Annotated in this window: 31 protein-coding genes, 1 tRNA gene and 3 pseudogenes; 17 read left to right on the top strand and 18 right to left on the bottom strand. The window is 49.2% G+C overall.

Features of this window, described 5'->3' with window-relative positions:
* The first annotated feature begins 113 nt into the window (after window positions 1-113).
* Window positions 114-608, top strand: coding sequence for a hypothetical protein (locus ACQ86N_RS17680; protein WP_431216296.1), 495 nt, complete (start codon window positions 114-116; stop codon window positions 606-608).
* Between the two features lie 530 nt (window positions 609-1,138).
* On the opposite strand, the gene ACQ86N_RS17675 is transcribed toward ACQ86N_RS17680, so the two are convergent.
* Window positions 1,139-1,462, bottom strand: a complete 324-nt coding sequence (locus ACQ86N_RS17675; RefSeq protein ID WP_431216295.1) for a helix-turn-helix transcriptional regulator — start codon at window positions 1,460-1,462, stop codon at window positions 1,139-1,141.
* Complete coding sequence (locus ACQ86N_RS17670; RefSeq protein WP_431216294.1) at window positions 1,425-2,261, bottom strand: WYL domain-containing protein; 837 nt, start codon at window positions 2,259-2,261, stop codon at window positions 1,425-1,427. The genes ACQ86N_RS17675 and ACQ86N_RS17670 overlap by 38 nt, the downstream gene beginning before the upstream one ends.
* 416 nt (window positions 2,262-2,677) lie before the next feature.
* Between ACQ86N_RS17670 and ACQ86N_RS17665 the strand changes: the two genes are divergently transcribed.
* From ACQ86N_RS17665 to istB, 6 genes are all read left to right on the top strand, one after another.
* Window positions 2,678-3,292 carry a hypothetical protein gene (locus tag ACQ86N_RS17665; protein WP_431216293.1) on the top strand — a complete coding sequence of 205 codons (615 nt, stop codon included), beginning with the start codon at window positions 2,678-2,680 and terminating at the stop codon, window positions 3,290-3,292.
* 134 nt (window positions 3,293-3,426) lie between these two features.
* Window positions 3,427-3,864 carry a reverse transcriptase domain-containing protein gene (locus ACQ86N_RS17660; RefSeq protein WP_431216292.1) on the top strand — a complete coding sequence of 146 codons (438 nt, stop codon included), beginning with the start codon at window positions 3,427-3,429 and terminating at the stop codon, window positions 3,862-3,864.
* Window positions 3,865-5,014: 1,150 nt separating this feature from the next.
* Window positions 5,015-5,563: a hypothetical protein gene (locus ACQ86N_RS17655; protein ID WP_431216291.1), complete on the top strand. Its 549-nt coding sequence runs from the start codon at window positions 5,015-5,017 to the stop codon at window positions 5,561-5,563.
* Between the two features lie 7 nt (window positions 5,564-5,570).
* Complete coding sequence (locus ACQ86N_RS17650; RefSeq protein WP_431216290.1) at window positions 5,571-6,086, top strand: hypothetical protein; 516 nt, start codon at window positions 5,571-5,573, stop codon at window positions 6,084-6,086.
* Window positions 6,013-6,495 (top strand): Mu transposase domain-containing protein, encoded by a 483-nt coding sequence (locus ACQ86N_RS17645; RefSeq protein ID WP_431216289.1) that lies wholly within the window; start codon window positions 6,013-6,015, stop codon window positions 6,493-6,495. The genes ACQ86N_RS17650 and ACQ86N_RS17645 overlap by 74 nt, the downstream gene beginning before the upstream one ends.
* 156 nt (window positions 6,496-6,651) lie before the next feature.
* Complete coding sequence (gene istB, locus ACQ86N_RS17640) at window positions 6,652-7,383, top strand: IS21-like element helper ATPase IstB (protein ID WP_431216288.1); 732 nt, start codon at window positions 6,652-6,654, stop codon at window positions 7,381-7,383.
* A gap of 62 nt (window positions 7,384-7,445) precedes the next feature.
* On the opposite strand, the gene ACQ86N_RS17635 is transcribed toward istB, so the two are convergent.
* From ACQ86N_RS17635 to ACQ86N_RS17615, 5 genes and pseudogenes are all read right to left on the bottom strand, one after another.
* Window positions 7,446-7,769, bottom strand: a complete 324-nt coding sequence (locus ACQ86N_RS17635) for a hypothetical protein (RefSeq protein WP_431216287.1) — start codon at window positions 7,767-7,769, stop codon at window positions 7,446-7,448.
* 350 nt (window positions 7,770-8,119) lie between these two features.
* Window positions 8,120-8,674 (bottom strand): relaxase/mobilization nuclease domain-containing protein, encoded by a 555-nt coding sequence (locus ACQ86N_RS17630; RefSeq protein WP_431216286.1) that lies wholly within the window; start codon window positions 8,672-8,674, stop codon window positions 8,120-8,122.
* Window positions 8,675-8,690: 16 nt separating this feature from the next.
* Window positions 8,691-8,876, bottom strand: a pseudogene (locus tag ACQ86N_RS17625) (hypothetical protein); the annotation flags it as partial.
* Window positions 8,873-9,121, bottom strand: coding sequence for a plasmid mobilization protein (locus ACQ86N_RS17620; protein WP_431216285.1), 249 nt, complete (start codon window positions 9,119-9,121; stop codon window positions 8,873-8,875). The gene ACQ86N_RS17620 and the pseudogene ACQ86N_RS17625, both read right to left, overlap by 4 nt.
* Before the next feature lie 319 nt (window positions 9,122-9,440).
* Window positions 9,441-9,758 (bottom strand): helix-turn-helix domain-containing protein, encoded by a 318-nt coding sequence (locus ACQ86N_RS17615; protein ID WP_431216284.1) that lies wholly within the window; start codon window positions 9,756-9,758, stop codon window positions 9,441-9,443.
* A gap of 195 nt (window positions 9,759-9,953) precedes the next feature.
* Here ACQ86N_RS17615 and ACQ86N_RS17610 point away from each other — a divergent pair, with 195 nt between their 5' ends.
* Window positions 9,954-10,532, top strand: a complete 579-nt coding sequence (locus tag ACQ86N_RS17610) for a hypothetical protein (RefSeq protein ID WP_431216283.1) — start codon at window positions 9,954-9,956, stop codon at window positions 10,530-10,532.
* Between the two features lie 604 nt (window positions 10,533-11,136).
* Here the strand turns inward: ACQ86N_RS17610 and ACQ86N_RS17605 are convergent.
* The 9 genes and pseudogenes from ACQ86N_RS17605 to ACQ86N_RS17565 form a co-directional block, all read right to left on the bottom strand.
* A complete protein-coding gene (locus ACQ86N_RS17605; RefSeq protein WP_431216282.1) occupies window positions 11,137-11,631 on the bottom strand; it encodes a hypothetical protein in 495 nt (164 codons plus the stop codon).
* A 112-nt stretch (window positions 11,632-11,743) separates the two neighbouring features.
* Window positions 11,744-12,118: a site-specific integrase gene (locus tag ACQ86N_RS17600; protein WP_431216281.1), complete on the bottom strand. Its 375-nt coding sequence runs from the start codon at window positions 12,116-12,118 to the stop codon at window positions 11,744-11,746.
* 295 nt (window positions 12,119-12,413) lie between these two features.
* A pseudogene (locus ACQ86N_RS17595) lies at window positions 12,414-12,542 on the bottom strand (phage integrase SAM-like domain-containing protein); the annotation flags it as partial.
* Window positions 12,517-12,792: a hypothetical protein gene (locus tag ACQ86N_RS17590; protein WP_431218078.1), complete on the bottom strand. Its 276-nt coding sequence runs from the start codon at window positions 12,790-12,792 to the stop codon at window positions 12,517-12,519. The gene ACQ86N_RS17590 and the pseudogene ACQ86N_RS17595, both read right to left, overlap by 26 nt.
* A complete protein-coding gene (locus tag ACQ86N_RS17585; RefSeq protein ID WP_431216280.1) occupies window positions 12,735-13,010 on the bottom strand; it encodes an Arm DNA-binding domain-containing protein in 276 nt (91 codons plus the stop codon). The genes ACQ86N_RS17590 and ACQ86N_RS17585 overlap by 58 nt, the downstream gene beginning before the upstream one ends.
* A gap of 248 nt (window positions 13,011-13,258) precedes the next feature.
* Window positions 13,259-13,332 (bottom strand) — tRNA-Pro (locus ACQ86N_RS17580).
* Window positions 13,333-13,453: 121 nt separating this feature from the next.
* Window positions 13,454-13,804: an ADP-dependent NAD(P)H-hydrate dehydratase gene (locus tag ACQ86N_RS17575; protein ID WP_431217457.1), complete on the bottom strand. Its 351-nt coding sequence runs from the start codon at window positions 13,802-13,804 to the stop codon at window positions 13,454-13,456.
* Complete coding sequence (locus ACQ86N_RS17570; RefSeq protein WP_431216279.1) at window positions 13,690-14,916, bottom strand: NAD(P)H-hydrate epimerase; 1,227 nt, start codon at window positions 14,914-14,916, stop codon at window positions 13,690-13,692. Before ACQ86N_RS17570 ends, ACQ86N_RS17575 begins: the two co-directional genes overlap by 115 nt.
* The gene (locus ACQ86N_RS17565; RefSeq protein ID WP_431216278.1) at window positions 14,858-16,180 is read right to left on the bottom strand and encodes a serine hydrolase domain-containing protein; all 1,323 of its coding nucleotides are present in this window, start codon (window positions 16,178-16,180) and stop codon (window positions 14,858-14,860) included. Before ACQ86N_RS17565 ends, ACQ86N_RS17570 begins: the two co-directional genes overlap by 59 nt.
* Before the next feature lie 195 nt (window positions 16,181-16,375).
* Between ACQ86N_RS17565 and serA the strand changes: the two genes are divergently transcribed.
* Window positions 16,376-17,614: a phosphoglycerate dehydrogenase gene (gene serA / locus ACQ86N_RS17560; protein ID WP_431216277.1), complete on the top strand. Its 1,239-nt coding sequence runs from the start codon at window positions 16,376-16,378 to the stop codon at window positions 17,612-17,614.
* A 12-nt stretch (window positions 17,615-17,626) separates the two neighbouring features.
* Entirely contained in the window at window positions 17,627-18,229 is a 603-nt protein-coding gene (locus ACQ86N_RS17555) for a DUF2071 domain-containing protein (protein WP_431216276.1), read from the top strand.
* A 108-nt stretch (window positions 18,230-18,337) separates the two neighbouring features.
* Here ACQ86N_RS17555 and ACQ86N_RS17550 read toward each other — a convergent pair whose 3' ends face one another.
* Together ACQ86N_RS17550 and ACQ86N_RS17545 are read right to left on the bottom strand one after the other, a co-directional pair.
* Window positions 18,338-18,544, bottom strand: a complete 207-nt coding sequence (locus tag ACQ86N_RS17550; RefSeq protein WP_431216275.1) for a hypothetical protein — start codon at window positions 18,542-18,544, stop codon at window positions 18,338-18,340.
* On the bottom strand, window positions 18,537-18,857 hold the full coding sequence (locus tag ACQ86N_RS17545) for a hypothetical protein (protein ID WP_431216274.1): 321 nt from the start codon (window positions 18,855-18,857) through the stop codon (window positions 18,537-18,539). The genes ACQ86N_RS17550 and ACQ86N_RS17545 overlap by 8 nt, the downstream gene beginning before the upstream one ends.
* On the opposite strand from ACQ86N_RS17545, the pseudogene mgrA reads away from it, so the two are divergent.
* The 7 genes and pseudogenes from mgrA to ACQ86N_RS17510 all read left to right on the top strand — a co-directional run bounded on the left by mgrA (window position 18,856) and on the right by ACQ86N_RS17510 (window position 23,532).
* Window positions 18,856-19,898 (top strand): annotated as a pseudogene (gene mgrA / locus ACQ86N_RS17540) (L-glyceraldehyde 3-phosphate reductase). The gene ACQ86N_RS17545 and the pseudogene mgrA overlap by 2 nt on opposite strands.
* Window positions 19,899-20,028: 130 nt before the next feature.
* The gene (locus ACQ86N_RS17535; protein ID WP_431216273.1) at window positions 20,029-20,310 is read left to right on the top strand and encodes a hypothetical protein; all 282 of its coding nucleotides are present in this window, start codon (window positions 20,029-20,031) and stop codon (window positions 20,308-20,310) included.
* Window positions 20,307-20,489, top strand: coding sequence for a hypothetical protein (locus ACQ86N_RS17530; RefSeq protein ID WP_431216272.1), 183 nt, complete (start codon window positions 20,307-20,309; stop codon window positions 20,487-20,489). The genes ACQ86N_RS17535 and ACQ86N_RS17530 overlap by 4 nt, the downstream gene beginning before the upstream one ends.
* Window positions 20,490-20,615: 126 nt before the next feature.
* Window positions 20,616-21,173, top strand: a complete 558-nt coding sequence (locus ACQ86N_RS17525; protein WP_431216271.1) for a hypothetical protein — start codon at window positions 20,616-20,618, stop codon at window positions 21,171-21,173.
* A gap of 444 nt (window positions 21,174-21,617) precedes the next feature.
* A complete protein-coding gene (locus tag ACQ86N_RS17520) occupies window positions 21,618-22,274 on the top strand; it encodes an FG-GAP repeat domain-containing protein (RefSeq protein ID WP_431216270.1) in 657 nt (218 codons plus the stop codon).
* Entirely contained in the window at window positions 22,214-23,428 is a 1,215-nt protein-coding gene (locus ACQ86N_RS17515) for an FG-GAP repeat domain-containing protein (protein ID WP_431216269.1), read from the top strand. Before ACQ86N_RS17520 ends, ACQ86N_RS17515 begins: the two co-directional genes overlap by 61 nt.
* Window positions 23,407-23,532 (top strand): hypothetical protein, encoded by a 126-nt coding sequence (locus ACQ86N_RS17510; RefSeq protein WP_431216268.1) that lies wholly within the window; start codon window positions 23,407-23,409, stop codon window positions 23,530-23,532. The genes ACQ86N_RS17515 and ACQ86N_RS17510 overlap by 22 nt, the downstream gene beginning before the upstream one ends.
* The last annotated feature ends 14 nt before the right edge of the window (window positions 23,533-23,546 follow it).

Raw genomic sequence — 23,546 nt, 5'->3', positions numbered from 1 at the left:
ACATTCCAACAGGACGAAGAAAATACATGGGAATCTATGTTTAAAACCGCTACATACTAAGGGAAGCTTTCAGTACTAATTTACCTTAGTACCTTATTATTATTGTCTGTAGTATGCCTAGAAAGTACTATACCGAGTTTGGCTTAAATTCATATGTAACATGGGGCGGACTAATGCGGCAAGGCGAGTTTGATTACCTTTCTATTCCTCCGGACAAATTTCCACAAATCTATTTGATAGGCAAACGCCCCCGTATTTCCTGCGATCCCAATTCGCTGTATCTCTCAAAGGACGGCCAGGTTAATGGAATAGCGATTGTTCATAAGCAAGATAGCATCAAACATTTCCCTTTCTCCGCGCCGACTCTAGGGCACAACCCTCATCTCGATGTTCAAACGAAATATCCAAATACAGATATTTTTGCGATAAAGAAGGGTAGTCAAACAGGTAAAGGCATAAGCGTTGCTACTCTCTTAGCCTTTCAGGCAGACTACCAGAATGAAATTCTGGATCTTGAAATTTTGTACATCGGACACTCCGACACTGCTTCCCCATTATATAATATACGCAATAGAATTGAGAATCATGCGACATTGCAGAAGATATAATCTGACGTCATAAAAAACTGCCCAAACGACGAAATTTGGATCGGACTGTTTCACTTCAAAATTGATGTAATAAATTCCATTGGTGGACTTAGCGAACCCTTTGCAACGACGGAGCAAGAAGACGCCCATATTCATAGATATCTTAATTCGGAATTACCAGACGCGGAGATGATTAATTTAACAGAGGGTGCCTTAATAAGATATTTTTAAGCCCCAATATAATAAAATATACAAATCAAACTTTCCAAATCCATTACATTCCGCCTATTTGAGTTGTTATAAATTGGAAATAAGACAAGTTTTTGTTGCATTCATAACAGATTGCATAAGGTGTAGAGTTTATACTGAAACGATCACCCCTCCATTGAACATTTGATTACCTACAATTTTCGAGACAATGATGACCTTTACTCCCAGATGAATCTTTTATGCTAATCTGATTATTTTAAAATTTAATTGAATGAACAACTTTAATACAACCACAGTTCTCTAATTGACATAGCTTTCTCTTCTTTGAATAATCTTACGAATTATCCGAAATAAAGTTCTAGCTCTTTCAAATTTTGTATGCGATCCAGCCGAAAATTTCTAACTGCTTGCCTAAGCAAGCAAAATCCAACTAAATATAGAACAGGCGATTCATCTTCCGATACTTCAACTAATGCATATTCTTTGATCGTCCTTGTGGTTATATTATCATTTTTACTTTTATACTTAATAAGTAAATAAGATTTAGCAGCGATCCCATCGTGAATAGCATTTATAAGTTCTTTTCTAATATAATCGAATGTGGCCGATTCGGGTGCGCTCTTTAGGTCAGAAACTAGGCACCATTGTTTTAAAGGGCCTTTCAATATGAGTGAATTGGTTGATACTGGAGATTTCAAATTCCGAAATATTATTGTACAACAAATTGTAAGCTCTTAAGTAATAATGCCCCTCCTTGAAAACCAAATTTTTGGGTTTTACAATTGTCGTTTCATTGGAGCCCAATATTTTAACATAGCTTCCGTTTGCAACATACTCCTCCAGCGTTTTCATCAAATTAATATCAACTTCGTCCATCATCATCAAAGCCTCTAAAGGAACTTCAAGCTCCGTTATTTTTTCATCATTGGGATTATACAGTGCGCATTTTACATCCCAAGCGGAAACCTGTCTAATAACTCTCCCCGTTCCTTTTTCTATTACTGAGTGTTTGCTTTTGTGGGGCTTAACATTTAACACTTGCATTACTGGCGATAGAAAAGAGAGCAAGGCGTTTATAACGCTTCCATTTCTTGCAGCTTGGGCGCCGTCGTCCACTGAAAAAGAAATTTTTTTCTTTTTCAATTCAAGAAATGCCGATCTAAGAACAACCAGCTGTCCGCGGCGTAAAAAGGACTTTTGTATATTGACATCGTTTTTCTTGACCAATTTCAAATCATCCTCCTGGAGAACAGCTTCAACGATCCGATATATTTTCGGGGAAAACCAAATGCATCTATACTTCGAAATCTTGATTTCTGATTCTTTAGAACCCTTACCACTAGTCGATTCAAACAATTCTGCTACTACCATCAATGGCGAAATAGCAACTGGATCTCCGCTGATTAGGGTATTCGTTAACTGATCGAAATAGGGGTGCGACTTGAGAACCACAATATCGCCCACCGAGAAAAGATTTGAATCCATCCACCAAGATAGAAAAAATTAAAAACTTGTAGTATATTCGTAATCGCCTTGCAGCTTGAGGACTACAGACACTTAGTTAGGCCGCAAAGTCAGTTCTTTAACCTAAAAGATTGATTTACTGTTATATGCAATAGGATAACAGGCAGGAGATTGTCATGAATGAGCTCTGAATACTCGGTTAGAGCCTTCGGCAGCGCTACTACTGCATGCAGTAGCAGCGTCCAAGGATCGCTTAAGCCCTGTCCCCAGAACGCTCAGACAGCACTCTAAGATACCTATAAATAGGTGAATTATCAACTGCTTCATAGTGATTGTTAGTTTATTTATCCCGTAGGCAACATTGGAAAAATTCGCGTGACTCATTTGTTGGGTACTGGCCTTATAGTATGTCTGTTTTGAAAAATCCGCTACGCCGGGTTGCAAGGCTTTTTTTAGATGTCAAACCCCTTGAGCAAAAGCCCTCGTGGCTAAAAAGCAGAGGATATCTACATATAACCCCTAAAATTGATCTTAGAACAAGATCTTCCGAGGTGATTAGCAAGGTGCAAAACGAAGATTTTGTAGCCAAGCACGCATTTTTCCCTCTTATACATTCTGTAATTAAGGAAAGAAAGTACAAAAAGCTACCAGGGAAAACAAAAGCTAGAGCGCATTCAATTTTCTCTGAGGGGAAAATTAAAAGTTCTGCGAAGCTCCGACCTCTGCATTACGCGACCCACATTGATTCTATGATCTTCGGCTACTACGCCCAATTAATTAGTGACCTTTACGAAATGGAGCTATCAAAATTTCCAGGACTTAGTGACTGTATTACCGCTTACAGAAAAATTAAAATCGAAATCCCAGGGCGCGAAAAGCCGGTTGGGAAAAGCACAATTCACTTCGCAAAAGATGCGTTCGATGAAATAAAAAGACGAGCATCTGAAGGTTGCGTTGTGTTAATGTTTGACATTAAAAGTTTTTTTAGCGAGATAAACCACGAAAAGCTAAAAAAGACTGGTGTTCGCTAATTCAGGTTGATCGCCTTAACTCCGCGCACTTCAATGTCTACAAGGCCACTACTGATTTCCGGTACATTTTACTAGATGACCTTCGGGTTAAGACGCGGACAAGTGGTCGAAAAAGCGGCTTCGACGAGAAAAAGTTGGCTCATATCCGAAAATATTACGGCATTGAAGCTTTTTTTGAGTCAATAATGGAATTTAAAAAGGCGTTAAAGAACAAGGAGATTAGTGTTTACAAGCATCCCTTCGTAAAAAATGGAAAACCTGTCGGAATACCCCAGGGCCTTCCCATAAGTGCAAATTTGGCTAATCTTTATTTACTTGAATTTGACAAGGAAATCTTGAAAGAGATTGTAAACGCTAGTGGAGGCTTTTACAGAAGGTATTCAGATGATATTCTAGTTATATGTCGTCCAAATCAAGCAGATTATATTGAGAGCTTTATCCATTCAGCCATTACTAAGAGTGAAGTAAAAATTAGCAAAGAGAAAACTGAAAAATATTTATTTAAACCTTTTCAAATTAGCCCAACGAAAAAAGGATTACTTCGATATTATTATCAGATGATCGATCGGTAATTGGAAAACCTTTGAATTATTTGGGCTTCGAATTTTATGGCTATAAGGCTTTAATAAAATCTGCCAACCTGGCCAAATTTTACCGCCGATTAATTGGTACTGTAAAGGCGAAAATACGACGCGCCAGTAGGCTAAAAGGCGATCACTCCTCGTCGCCAATAATTTTTCGCGGGCAGGTTCGGCGAAAATACGGCATGGTTAACCTGAGTAAAACGAAGTTATTTACTAAGCGTAAAACACTCGTAAAACATGCTGATGGCCATTTTGTCATTGTGTCAAGAAAGAAAAGTAGAAAACACAAAACAAGTTATTTTTCGTTCTTAAACCGCGCAAGTAAAATTATGGCGGAGAATAGAATAATAGAACAAACGAAGAATCATCGCCATGTACTAAATACTGCAATTTTTCGACATCGCAACAAATTCAAAACGGAGCCGTAAACCGAGGCGCTACCAATCTAACTATCCTAAAGACCGCATTTCTTTACATCTCCCCTTATTAGAAAGAAACAATCAACACTTCGCGGGCGGTTATTTTGCGGGATCGAAGACGAAATTAGCTCAGAGGTTGATCTATACCTACCGGAAGTCTGTTGGAGTGCAAATGCCGGGGCAAAATTTCCGCCCGCGAAGCGCCAAAGCCGGGCTTGCAGCCGGGCCGTGTTCTCCCGCCCATCGGCTGCGGCAGCCTGCGCTAAGCCCCTTATCGTGCAACCTTTTTCCTTTCATCCGCCCTGCGTTGTCCTGCTTTGAATTGGCTATCCACGGAACGAATCTGACCCAGCAATTCCAGTCGCTGATCTCTTAGCCGTTCCCGGTTGACCACCGCATTTTGAAAACTATCGGGGTCAGCAGCATAAGTACTGTCCAGCCAGCAAAGGTGGTCGGTAGCTGTAGAATCTAAGAATGCCTTTAAATACCGATATTTAATGTCGTTGGTGCATATTCTGGTCTAAAGTGACCCGGTGATTCTGGATCAAAGTGTCCCGATAGAGGCCTGGGACCCGCTTTGCGATCCTAAAAAGTTTGGAATTCTGATCGAAAGTGACCCAACTTAGCGCCTCGATCCTGCTGACATTCCGGCACAAAGTGACCCACCCGGGTGCGTACATTTTTAACCTTCCAGAGCTTTGGGACCTAAATCCAGAGCTATGGCCAATCGAGTTAAAGAGATGCAAACGGTACGCGCCATTCTTCAGTTGATGCACCGGCAGGTGTCGCTGAACAACATTTCCAAGCAATTACATCTTGCCCGGCGGACAGTGAGAAAATATGCGAAGATCGCCCGGCATTCTTCCTATCCGCTGGATGAGCTACTGGCATTGGATGATCCGTCTTTATGCGCGGTCATGTACCCGCCTGCGGCGCCGGTAGCGCCGGACATCAACAGCCGGTGTGCCTATTTTCTATCCCGAATGCAGTATTATGCCGAAGAGCTGAAGCGAAGGGGAGTGACCCGGCAGTTGCTGTGGAAGGAATACCAGCAGGATTATCCCGTGGGCTATTCTTATTCTCAGTTTTGCCATCTGCTGGCGCAGCATCAGCGGATTAAACAGGCTACGATGCATTTTGAGCACCAGCCGGCAGATAAGACCCTGCTGGATTTTGCCGGTGGCAAAATGCATTATACGGACCCGGAAACCGGGGAAGTGAAGGCTGTTCCTGTATTGATCTGCGTGCTGCCATTCGAGTGGTTATAGTTATGCCATGGCGTTGGCCGATGCCACCTTACCGCAGCTGGCAAAAGGCCTGAACAAATGTGTCGCATGGTTCGGCGGCGTCACCCGGTATGCCAAGTTCGATAACCTGGCGCAGGTGGTCAAAAGGAGTTGCCGGTATGAGCCCATTTTTACCGAGATGATCCAACAATGGGCCATGTACTATGGGATCGGGCTATTGGCTGCGCGCGTTCGCAAGCCCAGAGATAAGCCACACGTGGAGAATGAGGTAAAACTGGTCTACCAGCGGATCTATGCACCGCTGCGGGACAGGGTGTTCTTTAGCCTGGCTGAACTCAATGCTGCTATTGAAGGGCAGCTTCACCAGCATCATAACGAACCCTTCCGGCAAGAGACCTTTAACCGTCGGCAATTGTTCGAGTCACAGGAGAAGCCGTTGCTGGCCGCACTTCCTGCCACCTTGTACAGAGTTGAAGCACAAGGTCCAGGCGAAAGTATGCCAGGACTACCACGTCATTCTGGGAGAAGACTGGCATCACTATAGCGTTCCCTATCAATACATCGGCAAGCAGCTGGATGTTATCTACGACACCGATACGGTTGAAATTTATCATCTTCACCAGCGAGTGGCACTACATCGCAGGAGCTTTAAGCGACGGGGATGGACGACCCTGAAAGAACATATGCCGGAAGCCCATCAGAAAATACACGAGCAGCGTGGCTGGAACAAAGATGATTTTTTGAAAAAAGCAGCCACCATCGGCCCGGATACCCACGCCTTCCTGGAAGCTCTTTTTCAATCACGCACCTTTACCGAACAATGCTTCCAGGCTTCCCTGGGCGTTATGCGCCTGGCTAAGATCTATGGCCCCAAGCGGCTGGAAGCCGCCTGCAGAAAGAGCTATTGCTTTTGGTACGTATACCTACCGGATCATCCACACCATCTTGCATAACAACGTGGATAAGGAAGAGCTGCCAACTGTTCAAGGCAATCTTTTCCAGATACCGGAGCATGAAAATGTTCGGGGAAGTGATGCTTACGGATAGCCGTTACATACAATGCAGCCAGGATCAGCAAGCTTTATTTATTTATCAATTAATCAATTTTTATGAACACCCAACACACGGTAGATCAGCTCCAGGAGCTTAAACTACATGGCATGGCCAGGGCTTATGAAGCCATCACCAGCCAACCCGTTCACCTGCATCCGGAAGCCCACGAAATGGTGGCCATGCTGACGGAAGCAGAACTGCAATCGAAACTACATTACCGGACCCAGCTGTTCCTGCGGCTGGCCCGTCTGCGATACGCCGTCTTGCCGGAACAGATCCAATGTTCTGTCGGACGTAATCTAACCAGGGAACAGTTGCTGCTGCTCTGCGAAGGTGCTTTTATCCGCAGTGGAGAAACGGTCCTGATTACCGGCGCCACCGGCTCCGGCAAGAGCTATCTGGCCTGCGCCCTGGGACGACAAGCCTGCATCCTGGGCTATAAAACGCTCTACTACTCAATGAGCCGCTTTCTGGAAACGCTGGCTACCTCCCGAGTGGAAGGCTCCTACGTCAAGCTATTAAACTTGCTGGCCCGAATGCCGGTATTGATCTTCGACGACTTTGGTCTGCAAGAGCTTGATCACCCCGCCAAACTGGCCCTCTTACAGATATTGGAAGACCGGTACAGTAAAGGAGCGACGATCATTACCTCCCAATTGCCGATCAAAAAATGGTATGATTACCTCAATGACGCTACCCTGGCCGACGCTATCATGGACAGATTGTCAGCCAGGGTCCATAAAATAGATTTGAAAGGAGAATCACTACGAAAAGACAAAACGAATTAACTTTATCATCTACGCACCCACCGGTGGGACACTTTGATCCAGAACAACCGGGTCACTTTACTTCAGAATCTGCAGTTGGTTTTAAACTGCTCCATTCTTTGGCTGGTCATTAACCAACCGCTAGAAACCAGGCACAAGACAAGAAATAAACCCGCCGTTGCCCAAAGGATAGCCGGGAAATGATGATGGTGATGGGCTTCGGACTGTGGCGGTTTGCTTAATACAGTGAGGACGTTGTCCAGCCGTTTATTCAGCTCCTGCATCTTTCCATCGGCCCATTTCAATTGCCTTTCATTTTCCAAAATTGACCGGAGATCGGCTTTTATTGTAATTATGTCGGTTTTAAGGTTCGAGCTTCCGATAAAGTTGTTTTCTAAAGCCAGCATCCTTTTTCCTGAATTTGGCTTTTTTCATCTTGCTGGTTTAACTTGGCAAGCACGGTGTCCATAAGAATGTCTTCCGTATTCTCGTTCTGTTCGATCATAGTAAAAGTTTTAATTCTTGATCAATTACCAGGATGGGCGTTTTTTCTTTTTCCGCCGCCTTTTCTCTTCTTCCTGGGGCAATTGTGGTGCAGATCCGCCGCCAGTAGCTACCGGCCTTAACAGCTCGTGCACCAATTTGCCAAGGGTATTTCCCGTGGATTGCTCCTGACCACCCGTTTGAGTTGCTACCGCCGACCGGAGAAGTACGGTCTTCTGATACGGGGATACCGCCTTGGATTCGCGCCGCTTTGCTATTGGGATTTGCTTTTTCGGTGCCTGCCGATGCCCGTGCTCCAGTGTCTTAAGAAGGTTCGAATAGGAATATTTACGGTCAACTTCACTACCTTTAAAATAGTATTCCCTTTCTTAAAACTGATCCCTTGTATCTCGTCCGTCTTGCCTTTATATTTGTATTGCGTCTCAATTCCTCTTTTCAATAGGCGGTTTTGGAGTTCCTCGAATGACCTGGACAGCGGCAGGTTTTGGGAAATAGCCTCGTAAATCTGATATTTAACGGCTTCCGCTTCATTCAATGCCTCGACATGAGCCCGTTTCGAATTCTTCTCCAAGGCAGGAATCAGCTTGTACTCCCGGGTCAATTGTTGCGCAATCTTTTTGCCCCGTAGGCCAATCCAACTATCGGAAATGGCTTTTCCTTCGTTGTCTACCATATTGGCAACAATGTGCATATGCAGGTGCTCTCGGTCGGTATGCTTGACGATGGCAAATTGGGTATTGACGATACCCAGCCGGGTTAAATACTCCTGTGCTAATGTTTTCATTAGCTCGTCCGAAAGGGCTTTCATCGGGGTGGAAACTCAAAATAAAGTGCGCTCCCGCCCGTTCTTTTCCGGGACGCATCTGTTGTTGGCCCTCAAAATCCACAGCCATCAGCTTAAAATCATGGCTTCTTACTCCTTCGACAACCAGCACTTCCGCCCCTGGCTTTTCTAGAACATAGCGGCAAGTATGGTAAAAGGAATTGGCTTTTAGCGCTTTGCTGATCATGCCCTGAATTTTTTAAGGATGGAATCTATATCTCTTCTAATACCTTGAAAATAGACCATACCTTTTATTGCGCCTTCCTGGTGGCAAACCTTTGCAATCTGGTTCACGTTATTTTCCATTCCGATCAGTTTCCGGACCCACTGCCTTTGTTCTTCCGTTAGGCGGGCCTTGACATGAGCATGGATAGCCAGCTGTCGAAGAAAAGAGGAAGGTGTTACCCCAGCCTCAGCTGCCTTCTCTTTCAAGATGAAATATTCCGGGCGGGTGAATCTTACGCAAGCCCGTACTTCTTTTTGACGGCTTTAGTTGGTCTCCCGGCTTTCCGTTTTCTTTCTGTTATAGTAGTCATATAGGATGATTAATTTGTATGTTTTCTGCCGGCCGAAGGCCGGCTCCTTTTGCGACCAACGGGAGCAAAAGCAAGCGTTGTCGTCGGGTTTTTTTGTTCGACGACAACACCGCTTGCCATTAAAACCTAGAGTTCAAGCCTGTTGGGAAGTCGCTTAAAGACCAACCGAGAAACGTCCCTCCGGGCAACCTTCGACGAAGAAAATTAGCCAATAGCTATCTGAGAAGTTTTTTGGGGCAGGTTAGGGTTAGGTCGATTTCGCCCGCGTCATAAAACATGAGGCCACCCACACGCTTAAAAGGCAATTGCCCAGTCTTGCGAAGAGACAGCAAAGTGCCGTTTGAAATGTTGAGCATTTTCTTTACTTCGCTAGATTTTATCCAGCGCTTGGGAGGTTTGGCCAGATGCCCCTCCAGCATCTTTCTGATGTCCATGAGCAAATCGATTCTAAATTTTTGAAGGTCATCGAGCGTCACCAACTGATTCCCGATTGGCTGTTTTTGATCTCCCGGCAGGTATACAAGCTTTCCCATACTCTTTTGATTCAAATATACCGTTCCAAAATGCCGACGCATCAGAGTGCGAAACGGGTGCGGATATGATTTTTATTAAAAATATTGTTAAAGAAATACTCTGAAACCTTATATAAATAGTATTTTCAACACTCGCCAAGTTTCGTCTGCAAAACTCGACTTTTATCGACAATGTTAATATAACAACCCAATTTTATGCTTGAAGAGTTATTGCTGCTAACGTCAAAAGAACCTTATTCGCTGAACGGTGGCATGCGGGTAAATGAAATATCGATCAAGCCATGGGAAACGCCGAATTCCAAATTCCTGTTTGAAATCTGGACCGACGACAGAACAGACGACCCTCACGAGCTTTGGGAAGTAACTTGCGCCGACCTGCGCGACACACAGGGAATTCCTTTAGCAGTTGTTTCTTGTACTCAATTGAAATTGTACGAGGACCATCCGCTTCTTTGGAATCGTGAGGTGTATTTCACTATCACCAGTAGCCCTGAAAATATACCGGCCTTAATGGGAGAGCTTTTTATTGAACATACCAAGATCTGTGGAAATTGGATTGACTTCCAGTGGCTTTATAGCAGTCTGGCAGAGACATTGGAAACCTTGCGGAAGAATCAGCTTGCGATTCCGGTAAATCTGAAAAACGCCTGCTTTCACATACTAGATCGGCACGGAGTGACATATCAAGTGAACTCCATCGACGATGAAGAGCAGGATTTTCTAAGGGATTGTCAAGTTCTTTTCTTTAGTCATGAAAACTGGCCGGATAGTTAGAATTTCCGGCAATCTTATATTATAGGTAAAGGGTTTTCAGCGCAAAGGGTTGGCTGAGATGGAATGCCTCAACTTCGGATAAAAAGTTTGGCTGTTCATAATAGTAATCAACATGATATTATTACAAGCCGGGATAGCTGCCGGAATGTTTCTTTTTTATATCGCCTTACCTATTTTTTTAATAGTGGCAACGCCTATACTTCTAGGAATCCTTATGAGATTCGCATGGAGAAGGCAGGGAAAGCGTGATTACATAAAAAATAATATGCCATATTATAAAGATCCTTTATTGTTTTTCCCATTATTAATTCTGTCAATGATCATCGCTTGCGTACTATTTTATCTATTATTGATCCTGCTCGACAAATTATTTCCTGAAGCGGGGTCTATTACCTAAAATCTTTCTTGCCGAATACCTGAAATCGGCTGGGGAAAAGAGTTCCGAGCCAGGTCGAAGGTCAAAACCTGTTAGATAATGGTTACTATCGGAAATAAGAAACAGGACAAAGCGCAAAACTTAACACTTTGTCCTGTGCAATCGACATTCGAGGAATCTCCCGATAACGAGCAAGCCCCGGCGAGGCTCCATGCTTGCGGTTAAACGTTAGGAGCGCCCGGGGATCGGCCAATCTGGGCGATGACCGTGCTGACGTTGGTATTCCTCGCGTAGCTTGTTGATTGTTGAATGAAAGGTGTCCTCGTTCGACAACTCTATTTCGATTTTCCAGTCGTTTTTTCCGACCTCCAGTTTCGCCCCCATTACTGGCTTATGCACTACCGAGATGGAAACTGTATCGAAAGCCCCGGAGCCAGCGATTTGGTGCATTATGTCCGATGTCCGAATGTAATAATCCGGGCTCAACTTCGCTTCCTCCATTCTTTTCGCGGTGTACCAACTATGCATACTGCCGATAGCATCATTTACCTCCCTGTCATCGGCAGCGACAAATACTGATAACGGTTCAAGCTGGTGGAAGCCATCCTGGTTGAAGGTCAACCGTGCGATCAATTGGGGGAAAAGCGTGTGGACGATAAAAGGTCCCGCCGACTTAGTGTTGTGCGGGTCCGCATAAATAAACCTTGGATATGGTCTTGCCATATTATTGAAGCCAGTTTTTTTGCAGGTGGCGCTCCTGTTCTTATTTGTACAAATTTAAGAAAAGGCGATGAAAGGCCCAAGTCCTCTTAGATAAGAACTTGGGTGTTAATAGCTATTTCACAGCTTTTAGTGCAGCGCCGCTTTTGTTGCCGTCCAATCTGTCCTGAAGCAAATTCATATCCATCCCGATTTTGGTCTGAGTTACCTTGGCATATTGCATGGTCGTGCTGATTTTAGTGTGCCCCAGCATTTTGCTAATTGTCTCTATCGGGACGCCATTCATCAAAGTGACCGTGGTCGCGAAAGTGTGCCGGGCAAGGTGGAAGGTCAGATATTTTTGAATTCCGCAGATTTCGGCGATTATCTTTAAACTTCGATTTACCTCCTGATTGCTGACGCGGGGGAAAATCGTGTCGCGTTTGGCGGCAGCTTCTTCGCCGGAGAATTTTTCCACCAGGAGGCTGGGCTGGCTTAAGAAGTGGGACATTTACCGGAGTGTCGGTTTTGGCCCTCGTCGTCTTGATCCATTTGATTTTGTCGATGCCGGTCAAAATCTCTTCGGGGCGCAGTTCCATAAGATCGACGTAAGACAGGCCGGTATAACAACTAAACAGAAAAAGGTCCTTTACCCGATCCAGCATAAAATTTCCGAAATCCTGGTTTTCCAGCGTTGCCAGTTCCAGATCGGAAAGGAACTCCCTTTCGGTATGTTTGAATTTCAATCGAAAGTTCGAAAATGGGTTTTTATCGATCCACTCGTTCTTTAGCGCCCAAGTCACCATTTTCTTTAAACGCTCCAAATGCTTCATGGTCCCATTGGTGGTACAAGGATCATTTTCCTTTAATGAGTTGTTCCGGACGAAAAACTCAAAGCCGGCTATAAATTCATAATTCAACTCTTTCAGCGGCATATCCTCCTTTTTTGTACCTGGTAACCAAAAATCGCCGTAGGTAACTTTCAGTTGCGTGATAGTTTTTCATCGTTCCCGGCTTCAAAACCTTTCTCATCATTACCCCGTGCTGATTGACCAACCATAGTAAGGAATAAGAAACGGTCTTTTCTCTCTCGATGCCAAGAAACGCGGCTTTCACCGCTGCGGCCGTCAGGGGCTCGTCTTCCAATTGTAGGTCCCGGTAGTGGCGGTGGAGCTTTCCCTGCATTTCCTGCAAATAACTGTTGAAAGCTCTGAGTTCGGGATTTTTGGTTTCGCCTGTCCTTTGCCAAAATTCCAATCAGCCTTGGAAATGGAGTGTTTCATGGAAAACTCGGTTCTGGTACCATTTACAACGATCCGGGCATAAACGGGGAATTTGTCGTCGTCGCTGGTCCGGCTGGTTCGCAGGACAAAATGAACACCGAAGGTGTTGTTACTTTTCATACCATTAGTTTTTTGCGTTATCAATCGCTCTTCGCATGATCGCAAAACCTAAAAAATGACGTCAGGAGCCCGTCGGATAAGGGTTTTGGCCGGTCAGGTGAACGTAAAACTACATTCGGCTTGCTGTTCACCTGTTTGTTCAAAAACACCTTGGCACCTTTCACCACAAAATGGCATGGAATAAAAGAAAAAGCCCGTAAAATCAGCGTTTTACGGGCTTCCGTCTTAAGATAGCTTTAGACTCATTGTCGGGAAGACAGGATTCGAACCTGCGACCCCTACGTCCCGAACGTAGTGCGCTACCGGGCTGCGCTACTTCCCGATCTGCCGCTATGACGAAAAAATCGTCAAAACGGGACGCGAAGATAGGCCGTTTGTTGAAGTTGGCAAAATTGATTATTGCGTTTTCTGGATGATTTGGAAGGCGTTGCCGAGGTTGTCGGTCAGGTCGGAGGGGAGCATGGCCTCCTGCGACCAGCGTTCGGCCGCGCAGTCGCCGGCCAGGCCGTGGAGGTATACGCCCAGGAGGGCGGCCTCACCGGGGAATAGCCCTGGGACAGGAGGGCCGTCAGGATGCCGGTCAGGGTGTCGCCGCTGCCGCCTTTGGCCATGCCGGCATTGCCGGTGGAGTTGAAATAGCCCTTGCCGCCGGGCATGGCGATAAAGGAATGGTGTCCTTTCAGGACGATGATGATCCGGTGTTGTTTTGCTTTTTCCCGGGCCCGGTCGAGCCGCGCGAAATCGTCGGGTGAGGGGCCGAAGAGGCGCTCGAACTCCTTCGGATGGGGGGTAATGATAGAGTAGGGAGGAGGGCCTCCAGTAACTTGGGGTGAGTTGCCATGATATTCAGGGCGTCGGCGTCCGCCACCACGGGCTTGTGGAAGCGCGACAGTATGTCTTTTACCAGCGAAGCCGTCCGCGGGTCGGTGCCGATGCCCGGGCCGATGCCGACGACGGAATATTTGTCCAGCTCGCCGGGCAGGGAGCTATTCAGGCGTTCGTCCGGGTCAACCTGCAGCATCGCCTCAGGAAGGGCCGTCTGCAGGATGGAATAGCCGCAGCCCGGCACCTGACAGGTGAGGAGACCGGCACCGGCGCGAAGACAGGCCCCGGCCGCCAGGACCGCGGCGCCCATCTTGCCGAAGCTGCCGGCCACCAGCAAGGCATGTCCGAAGTTGCCCTTGTGGGCGAACTGTCTGCGCGGCCGGAAGATCGCGCCGATGATCGCGGGATCCAACAGTTCGGACTCGCCGGACACCTGATTCAGATAGCCGGGGTGCAGCCCGATGTCGAGAATATGTATGTCGCCGACGAAGGCCGCGTTCTCCGGCATCAGAAAGGCCGGCTTGTAGCACTGAAAGCTGAGCGTATGCGTGGCACGGATGACGGTGTTGCCTTTGGAGGTTTCGCTGACGAAGAGTCCGCTGGGTATATCGACGGAGATGATCTCGCAGGCCGAGTCGTTGATATGTCGTACCAGCAGCTCGGAGACGCCATCCAGCCGCCTGTTCAGCCCCGATCCGAAGAGGGCGTCGACCACAATATTGTCCGGAGGGATGGTATTGAAGTGTTCGGGGCCCTGGATATATACAACCTCGACCGGTGTAGCGTGGAGCCTTGCCAGGTTAGTCTGGAAATCGTCGGTGCCGAGATGGCCGAATTCGAGGATATGAACGGTAACTTCGCAGTCCAGCCCGGCAAGCATCCGCGCCAGCGCCAGGCCGTCGCCGCCATTGTTGCCTTTACCGCAAAAGATGGAGAAATTTCGTCCGGAATAACCCTGAGCTTCGAGCCAACGGAGACAGCTGGCCGCTGCCCGCTCCATCAGGTCGATGGAATCGATGGGCTCATGCGACATCGTATAAGCGTCCCAGGCCCTGATCTGGTCGGCTGATAAAATTTCCATACGGAAATTTAGGCATTTTCTTCACTGCCGTCTTCTTCTTTGCCACGGTTTGTGCAGATGCCGTCTTCTTATGTGCGGTGTGGTGGATGGTGGAACGATGGCGTACCGCGGCTCTTCTTGCGGGTCTGGGTTTTGCGGCCGGCAGCTCTTCGCCGGAACCAACTGCGGCATTGGCCGTCGAGTCGTTCTCGCCTTCGTCAAAACTTTCGTTGCCCTGGCGGTAGTCGCCGAAAAGGTCACAGAGCCGTTTGGCCGAATACACGTTGCGATAGTCGTTATTGCTGAGGGCTATGATCGTGGCGTCCTCGTCGAGCATCCGCACAAAGACTGTTCTGTTGCCATGCCACCAACCATTGTGATAGATCAGTTTCTTTCCATTGGGGATCATCAGCATCCTCCAGCCCAGGCCGTAGTTGCGCTGACCGGGCTTTTCAAAACTATAACCGGCATAGGCGCTGTCCAGCACTCCTTTCGAGAAGAGCTGGCCGGAACGCAGGGCCTGGTCCCATTTGTACATATCCCTGACGGTGCTGTAGACGTTCTTGTCGCCGTATACGCCGTCCAGGTATTCCATGCGGAAGGGGCGGCCGTTCTGGTAGAACGAAGGCATCGACTTGCCGGAGTCGCTGGAATTGTAGACGTAGGTGTCCTCCATGTTCAGGGGCTGGAAGAAGGTGCGGGACAGATAGTCAGGATAGGGGAGCCCCGACACTTTTTCTATGATCAGCGCGAGTAAGGCGTAGTTCGTATTGGAATATTCGAAATGGCGGTTCGCCTGGCCGGAGAATACGTCGCGGTCCTGGTGGTGGTCGGCGATGTACTGGAGGACGTCGGCATTGGTCAGCATCACGTGCTTGTCGATGCCGGGCTTGTACATGAAATGAACGTAGTTATGAAGACCGCTCCGGTGGTCGAGCAACGTCTGGATCGTGACTGTGGGGTAAGGGAAGGAGGGAAGGTATTTGCTGACGGGGTCGTGGATGTCGAGCTTGCCTTCCTGCCATAGTTTGAGTGTGCCCATGGCGGTAAAGGTCTTGGAGACGGACGCCAGGTGGAAAGCGGTATGCGCGGTGATCGAATCCTGTTTGTGTACAGGATTGCGGAAACCCTTGTAGCGCTCGAACAGCACAACCCCATTCTTAGCGACCAGAATGCTGCCGTTGAAGTGCCCGGCGAGCATAGGATCGAAAAAACGGTTGGTCATGCTGGTATAGTGTTCCTGCTCGGGTCCCGTCAGCGGGGGAGCCGCGGGCGCGGTTTTCACTGTATCGATGAGCACGGTCTTAGGCGGCTGAGCCTGTCCACAGGAAACGACCAACAGAGTTACTGACAACGCTAAAGAACCAATCCCTTTCAACGCAAGAATTTTTTTTGGGTTAAAAAACGGCAAAAATAAAATAATCCGGTGTTAATTTGCACTTCCGAATTGGAAAACTAACGCAAAAAGCAGGGCAAAATTATGGTGGATAAGAAAACTACAAGCTACCCTAAAGAAAAGATTAACATACTCTTCTTAGAAAATATCAGTGACGCCGCTGTCGAGCATTTCAAAGAGTCGGGCTACGCCTCCGTTCGCAAGCTGAGCGGCGCCCTGTCCGAAGAACAGCTGGTCAACGAGGTCAAGGATGTTCACCTGTTGGGTATCCGCTCCAAGACACAAATCACGCCGAAAGTGCTCGATGCCGCAAAAAAATTGCAGGCAATCGGTTGTTTCTGCATAGGAGTCAATCAAGTAGATCTCAAATCCGCCACCAATCACGGGGTAGTGGTGTTCAACGCGCCCTATTCCAATACCCGCAGCGTCGCCGAGCTGGTCATCGGTCTCGCCATCATGCTGATCCGCCGGATCCCGGACAAGAGCAAGGCCGCCCACGACGGCATCTGGCTCAAGGAGGCGAAAGGCAGCTATGAGATGAGAGGTAAAACACTGGGAATCATAGGATACGGCAATATCGGAAGCCAGGTCAGCGTGCTGGCCGAAGCCCTCGGGATGAAGGTCATTTTCTACGATACCGTGACCAAATTGCCCCTCGGCAATGCGGTGGCCAAAAAAACGATCAAAGAAGTGGTCAGCCAGGCCGATATCGTCACCCTGCACGTTCCGGATACGCTTCAGACCAAGAACCTCATCAATAAGACAGTCCTCAAACAGTTCAAAAAAGGCTCCATTCTACTCAACTACGCCCGGGGCGAAGTCGTCGACACTGGAAACGCTTGCGAAATGTCTTCAGGAAGGGCAGCTGTCGGGCGCGGCCATCGACGTGTACCCCTGGGAGCCGGAGAAGAACGGCGATCGCTTCATCACCCCCTGCAGGGACTCCCGAACGTCATCCTTACCCCCCATATCGGCGGGTCTACGGAGGAGGCGCAGGAGAACATCGGCGAAGACGTCAGCAACAAGCTGTTCCAGTACCTCGAGACGGGGATGACCATCGGGAGCCATACCATTCCCTCCCTTAGTCTCCCGCATCAGGAGGGGACGCACCGGATCCTCCATATTCACAAGAATGTGCCGGGGGTTCTGTCGGAGATCAACAGCACGCTGTCTAAACACAATATCAATATCCTTGGTCAGTACCTCAAGACCAATGATGAGATAGGGTATGTGGTGCTGGACATCGACAAAAAGCTCTCCAACCAGGCGCTTCAGTTGCTCAAAGAGGTCAAGCAGACGATCAAGACAAGGTTACTGTATTAACAAGCAACGAAAATGGCCAACGTCTTTCTAACCGCCGAATGGAGAAAGCTGATCATGGCCAATTACCCGGTGGACCCGTCGGCGCTGCGGCCTTTGTTGCCGGTGCGGACTGAGCTCGACTACTGGGCAGGGGACGCCTATGTCAGCCTTGTCGGTTTTCAGTTTCGCGAGGTAAAGGTCCGGGGGATGAAGATCCCTTTCCACGCCAATTTCCCGGAGGTGAATCTGAGGTTCTATATCCGGTATAAAGACGGTGCTGAATGGAAACGGGGAGTCGTTTTTATCCGGGAGATCGTCCCGCTGCCGGCCGTGAGCCTTGTCGCCAATACGCTATTCCGGGAACGCTATATTTCGCTGCCGATGCGGTATGAGGATGTTTTGGACGGAGAAACGCTTAGGACCCGGTATGAGTGGAAGTATAAAGGGCGCTGGAATCATCTGGCGGTGGTGGCGTCTGGCCGGTCTTTAGCCCTTCGATCGGGTAGTCAGGAAGAATTTATCACCGAGCATTTTTGGGGTTATGCGCATGCGGGCGCGGACAGGACGGGCGAATATCAGGTGGCGCATCCCGCGCTGGGAGGTCTATCCCGTTCGGGAGTCGCGTATCGACTGTGATTTTGGAAAGCTGTATGGTTCGGCGTTCGCGGGGTTAGAGGGACGGGAGCCGCAGTCGGTGTTTTTGGCGGAGGGGTCGGAGATCGAGGTTTACGGTAAAAAATATGTTTAGTGGTGGTCCATCTTCTTCAACGCCTGTTTTGCCCGGCTTCGGAATGCCGGCGTGGCGCGATCCCACTGGTCTTCGATGATTAATTTTAGCTCACCTGCAATTTCCGGATATTCCGCCGAGAGATTGGATAGAACGGTCAGTGAAAAAGCCTTGACGGCGATAGGGGTCTCGGGCAGCTGGACGAGGTCGAAACATTTATTCATTACGCGTCCGTGGAATTTTTTGGGGATGGTCACGTCCTGCAGCAGGCGGATGGTATTTCGCACGACTGCGGGGTGGATATTTTTCCGGTCGAGGTTGTCGAGGATCTGTTTGTAATACGGCGTGATCAGTTGGGGATGGTTCCGGACGCAGTAGCTGAGCGGCCAGTGCCGCGCGCTGGGCGATGCGGTTGTCGCCGTTGAAGAACAGATCGATCAAGCCGGCGAAACGGTCTTTGTCCTTTCCGATCCAGGCAACGATCCTGTCTTTGTGTTCCTTGAAAAGCTCATCTTTTAGTAGCTGTAGCAGGTGCATGTTTTGCGGTCGTAAGCCAAAGTTATCTATCTTACAGGACAATTCTGTCGTTATGAGCTACAAGCCTAGTCACACCCGTTATGATAACATGGAATATCGTCGCTGCGGCCGCAGCGGTCTGTTGTTGCCGGCGGTCTCGCTGGGACTCTGGCACAATTTCGGCGGCGTCGATACCATCGAGAATTGCCGGAAGATCTTGCAGCTGGCTTTCGATTCGGGCATCACTCATTTCGACCTGGCCAACAACTACGGGCCGCCGCCTGGTTCGGCGGAGGAGAATTTCGGCCGCATCCTGAAAGAGGATTTTCATGGCTACCGCGACCAGCTGGTCATCTCCACAAAAGCCGGTTATTATATGTGGCCCGGGCCCTACGGGGAGTGGGGTTCCAAAAATATCTGGTGTCGAGTCTGGACCAGAGCCTTGGACGGATGGGGCTGGACTATGTCGATATTTTCTACCACCACCGGCCTGACCCCAATACGCCGCTGGAAGAGACGATGGGGGCGCTTGATCTGATCGTCCGCCAGGGCAAGGCGCTGTACGTCGGGATCTCGAATTATCCTGCAGATGAAGCCGCTAAAGCGTTGAAAATCCTCAAACAACTCGGCACTCCCTGCCTGATCCATCAGCCGAAATATTCGATGTTCGAGCGCTGGGTGGAGAACGGGCTGCTCGACCTGTTGGAAAAGGAAGGGGTGGGCTGTATACCGTTCAGTCCACTTGCGCAGGGTCTTTTGACCAACAAATACCTAAAGGGCATTCCATCGGATTCACGGGCGGCAAAGCCGACGGGTTTTTTGCAGGAATCGGCTGTCACGGAGGAAAAGCTGGCTAAGATCAGGTCGCTCAATGACCTGGCGACGCGACGCGAGCAGACGCTGGCGCAGATGGCGCTGGCCTGGATACTGCGGGACAAACGGATCACGTCGGTGCTTATTGGCGTGAGCAGGCCCGAGCAGGTGACGGACTCGCTGCAGTGCTTCCGTAATACCTGGTTCTCAGCGGAAGAGCTTACCTACATAGAAGACGTTCTCCGGTAGAGGGAGAGGGTTCCCAGGGGCTTCCCACGGCGGGAAGAGGGCCAGCAAGACCGCAATTGCAAAATATTGGTTTTCATGGGCTATGGTTTTGGCATGGGGGTTGAATTTTAATAGTCAAAGTATCGACCCCATGAAACATCTAGTTCTTAACCTTTTAACCCTGCTGCTGGTCGGAGCCGCTTATGCGAATCCCGACCCGGCGCCGGCGACCGCTGCTAAGACGGCCAGCACGGTCAGCGCCAATGCAGGCACCGTCAGATTTCAGTTCACCAATGCCCGTGCTAAGGATTCGGTGCTGATCATTTTCGACAAGTACAACCGCACGGGAGCCGGTGTCGTCTACCGGTATTTGCCACGGACAGCACCCATGGAATTACGATCCCTGCCGTTCCCGCAGGCAAGTATTATGTGACGATCCTGTACAAAGGCGTAAACCGCGACCGCATCGAGAAGTTGGTCACGATCAAGGCCAAAAAGCATGAAAAGGTGCGTGTAGAGCTGCAAGCCGCTGAACTGTATTCGAAAGATGAAGTAGTCATCCCCGCTTTTAATCCGAGTTTCTCCGACCTCGCTATCCTGAGGTCCAAATAGTTCTTCCAGTATCCCTCTCTTCCTTAGCCCATCCCAAACGGGCATATCCCTGAAGAACGATCTTTCCGCAATATCCCGAAGACGACCGAAGGCAAGTTTCACTTATTTGGCTTAATTTGCTTACAAGTGAAGTCCGCTGCTGCCATACTGTTAGTTTGCGTACTGCTATTCAACTGGTTTGGATACAGGCTGCTGACGTTGTATATGGAAGCTCAGGCCAGCACCGAACTGACGGAACAGATCAGTGAGAACAGGTATGACGAAACCCAGCTGGTCTCGCTGAAGGTGCCGATCACGACCCTGGCTTACTATCAAAACTCTAAAGAATTCGAATGGGTGGACGGGTCTATCGACATCCACGGTATCCGGTATAAATATGTGAAGCGCAGAATATACAATGACAGTCTCGAGGTCATGTGTATTCCGGATGCTGCGACGATACAACTAAGCGAGGTCAATACTGCTTTTTTCCGTTGGACCAATGGTCTCTGTCATGCAGGCCAGGACCGGCGACAGGGTGCGCATCCGCATCTTTTGCATCCTTTATCTCCCGACTATTATGCCGTCAGGCAAGCCTTTCTTTTGCAAGGCCCGTCCAGGATCACCAGCGTCTGGAAGGCTATAGGCGTCACGCCAACTTCGTCGATCTACAAGCCGGTTCCGGAAAACCCTCCGGAGTTGTAAGGCGTTCTCCAATTCTGACATATGATTGCGCAGTCTCTTCAACAGGAGGGGACTGTCCTGCATTTTAGTGTACTCACACATCATTCTACCTTATTATGAGAAATAAGTTCCTGGCAATTATTGCTACAGGAGCCGCCTTTATCCTTCTTTCATCGGTGACCTATATACGCGTAAGGCGATATTATTCCCTAAAGGAAGCGAACCGGATCTACCGGGAGGGGCTCAAAGATATATATGATAAGAACAATCCATTTTGTCCGGCCGCGGCGCTCGCTTTTTATGATTCGTTGGAGTTGCAGCCTGTCGCCGGCGAGAGAAGGGCGCTGGTCATTCAGTTGTACAAGGCGTTGTCGCTGCTGAAGCTGGGGCAGGAAAAGAAGGCGGTGAATATCCTTCAGGCGCTGTCGGGACCGGACTACCGCCTCCTCCGACGATCCGCTGGCGATGGATATCCGGAGGCAGCTGGCCCTGGCGTATCTGCGGCTGGGGGAGCGGAGCAACTGCATTTCCGGTCACTCTTCGGGTTCCTGTATCTTTCCGATCCGCGACAATGGCGTGTACACGGACCCGACGGCGTCCATGAACAGTATCCGGGTCTACAAGCAGCTGCTGCAGCTGGATTCGGGGGATCTCGAGTCCCGGTGGTTGCTGAACATCGCGTATATGACCATCGGTCAGTATCCGGCGATGGTTCCTCCGGCGTGGCTGATACCGGGGCTGGGCGCAGATACTTCATCTGCGCAGATCCGCGCTTTTACCGATGTTGCCCGGGAGTTGAAGATCAACAATTATCGCAGTCAGGCCGGTGGCGCGATCGTGGATGATTTTAACAATGACGGTTATCTCGATATCGTCACTTCTTCGTGGGACCTGAGCGAGAGTATGCATTTCTTCCGGAATAACGCGGATGGCAGTTTCACGGATGTATCTAAAGAGTCGGGGTTGTCCGAGATCAAAGGCGGGCTGATGATCACGCAGGCCGACTACAACAACGATGGGTTTACGGATATTTTTGTTTCACGGGGCGCCTGGAGGGGGAGATGGGGCATCAGCCAAAAACCCTGTTGCGGAACAACGGCGACGGTAGTTACACAGACGTGACTGTGGAGAGCGGCATTCTTTCTCTCAACCCCAGCCAGGCTGCGGTCTGGGCGGATTTCAACAATGACGGGTGGCTGGACCTTTTTATCGGCAATGAATCGCTGCCTATGCAGTCGGTGCATCCTTCGGAGCTATGGGTCAATAACCATGACGGGACGTTTACGAATGTCGCGGGGCAGGCGGGCTGCGAGATGATCGGTTTTATGAAGGGCGTGACGGCGGGAGACTACGACCGGGACGGGTGGCCGGATATTTTTATCTCGTGCCGGGACGGGGAAAAGTTCCTGCTCCGGAACAAGGGGGAGCATACTGTGATACCTCATTTCGAGGATGTGACCCATAAGGCCGGTCTTGACAAGACACCGACCTATACTTTTCCCACCTGGTTCTGGGACTATAACAATGACGGGTGGCCGGATATTTTCGTTTGTGGATACCAGTATCAGACTTCCATGGCGGTTGCCATCGCCGCGGATGCTCTGGGGCGGCCGTTGCCACCGGGCACGAGCACGATGTATCTGTACCGGAACAACGGCGATGGCACGTTCACCGAAGTCACGGCTGAGTCGGGACTCGCCAAACCGGTATTTTCGATGGGTTCGAATTTCGGCGATATCGACAACGATGGCTGGCCGGACATGTATCTGGGCACGGGGAATCCGGATTTTTCGTCGCTGATGCCCAACAAGCTGTATAGAAACCGAAATGGTCAGCTCTTCGACGACGTGACTACCCAGGCGCGTGTGGGGAATCTGCAGAAGGGGCATGAGGTGGCGTTTGCGGATGTGAACAATGACGGCAACCAGGATATTTTCGTCGAGACGGGCGGGGCACAGCCGGGGGATGCGTATTTCAGTTCGCTATATATCAATCCGGGTCAGGATGAGGGCAATAGCTGGATCGGGGTGCAGCTGGAGGGGGTGCAGTCGAACCGGTCGGCGATCGGCGCGGGTATCGCGGCCAGTTTTCATGAGAATGGGGTGAAGAGGACGGTGTATATGGATGTGAGCTGTGGGGGAAGTTTTGGAGGCAATCCGTTGCGTAAGCAGCTGGGGCTGGGGAAGGCAGGGGTTATCGACGAGTTGCGGATCGAGCCTGGCCGACGTCGGGAATTGTGCAGGTGTTCAGGAATGTGCGTCCGCGGCAGTTTGTGAAGATAAAGGAAGGCGAAGACAGGTTGATCCGGATAAACCCGGCCAGGCTTCAGCTGCGGATGCCGGCGGACTCCATGCTGATCGGGTGTGCGCCGGTGAAGTAGGCGTGGGGCCGGGG

This window comes from Puia sp. P3 (assembly GCF_050632245.1).
In the GTDB taxonomy this organism is placed as follows: Bacteria; Bacteroidota; Bacteroidia; order Chitinophagales; family Chitinophagaceae; genus Puia.
This window is presented reverse-complemented; position numbering and strand designations above follow the sequence as displayed.

Excerpts from the sequence above, each read along its gene's own strand:
- ACQ86N_RS17680 (WP_431216296.1), top strand. The coding sequence starts at position 114 with ATGCCTAGAAAGTACTATACCGAGTTTGGCTTAAATTCATATGTAACA.
- ACQ86N_RS17655 (WP_431216291.1), top strand. The coding sequence starts at position 5,015 with ATGGCCAATCGAGTTAAAGAGATGCAAACGGTACGCGCCATTCTTCAG.
- ACQ86N_RS17650 (WP_431216290.1), top strand. The coding sequence starts at position 5,571 with ATGGCGTTGGCCGATGCCACCTTACCGCAGCTGGCAAAAGGCCTGAAC.
- istB (WP_431216288.1), top strand. The coding sequence starts at position 6,652 with ATGAACACCCAACACACGGTAGATCAGCTCCAGGAGCTTAAACTACAT.
- ACQ86N_RS17635 (WP_431216287.1), bottom strand. The coding sequence starts at position 7,769 with ATGCTGGCTTTAGAAAACAACTTTATCGGAAGCTCGAACCTTAAAACC.
- ACQ86N_RS17630 (WP_431216286.1), bottom strand. The coding sequence starts at position 8,674 with ATGAAAGCCCTTTCGGACGAGCTAATGAAAACATTAGCACAGGAGTAT.
- ACQ86N_RS17615 (WP_431216284.1), bottom strand. The coding sequence starts at position 9,758 with ATGGGAAAGCTTGTATACCTGCCGGGAGATCAAAAACAGCCAATCGGG.
- ACQ86N_RS17610 (WP_431216283.1), top strand. The coding sequence starts at position 9,954 with ATGCTTGAAGAGTTATTGCTGCTAACGTCAAAAGAACCTTATTCGCTG.
- ACQ86N_RS17605 (WP_431216282.1), bottom strand. The coding sequence starts at position 11,631 with ATGGCAAGACCATATCCAAGGTTTATTTATGCGGACCCGCACAACACT.
- ACQ86N_RS17600 (WP_431216281.1), bottom strand. The coding sequence starts at position 12,118 with ATGTCCCACTTCTTAAGCCAGCCCAGCCTCCTGGTGGAAAAATTCTCC.
- ACQ86N_RS17590 (WP_431218078.1), bottom strand. The coding sequence starts at position 12,792 with ATGCAGGGAAAGCTCCACCGCCACTACCGGGACCTACAATTGGAAGAC.
- ACQ86N_RS17585 (WP_431216280.1), bottom strand. The coding sequence starts at position 13,010 with ATGAAAAGTAACAACACCTTCGGTGTTCATTTTGTCCTGCGAACCAGC.
- ACQ86N_RS17570 (WP_431216279.1), bottom strand. The coding sequence starts at position 14,916 with ATGGAAATTTTATCAGCCGACCAGATCAGGGCCTGGGACGCTTATACG.
- serA (WP_431216277.1), top strand. The coding sequence starts at position 16,376 with ATGGTGGATAAGAAAACTACAAGCTACCCTAAAGAAAAGATTAACATA.
- ACQ86N_RS17555 (WP_431216276.1), top strand. The coding sequence starts at position 17,627 with ATGGCCAACGTCTTTCTAACCGCCGAATGGAGAAAGCTGATCATGGCC.
- ACQ86N_RS17550 (WP_431216275.1), bottom strand. The coding sequence starts at position 18,544 with ATGAATAAATGTTTCGACCTCGTCCAGCTGCCCGAGACCCCTATCGCC.
- ACQ86N_RS17545 (WP_431216274.1), bottom strand. The coding sequence starts at position 18,857 with ATGCACCTGCTACAGCTACTAAAAGATGAGCTTTTCAAGGAACACAAA.
- ACQ86N_RS17535 (WP_431216273.1), top strand. The coding sequence starts at position 20,029 with ATGAAACATCTAGTTCTTAACCTTTTAACCCTGCTGCTGGTCGGAGCC.
- ACQ86N_RS17520 (WP_431216270.1), top strand. The coding sequence starts at position 21,618 with ATGGATATCCGGAGGCAGCTGGCCCTGGCGTATCTGCGGCTGGGGGAG.
- ACQ86N_RS17515 (WP_431216269.1), top strand. The coding sequence starts at position 22,214 with ATGGGGCATCAGCCAAAAACCCTGTTGCGGAACAACGGCGACGGTAGT.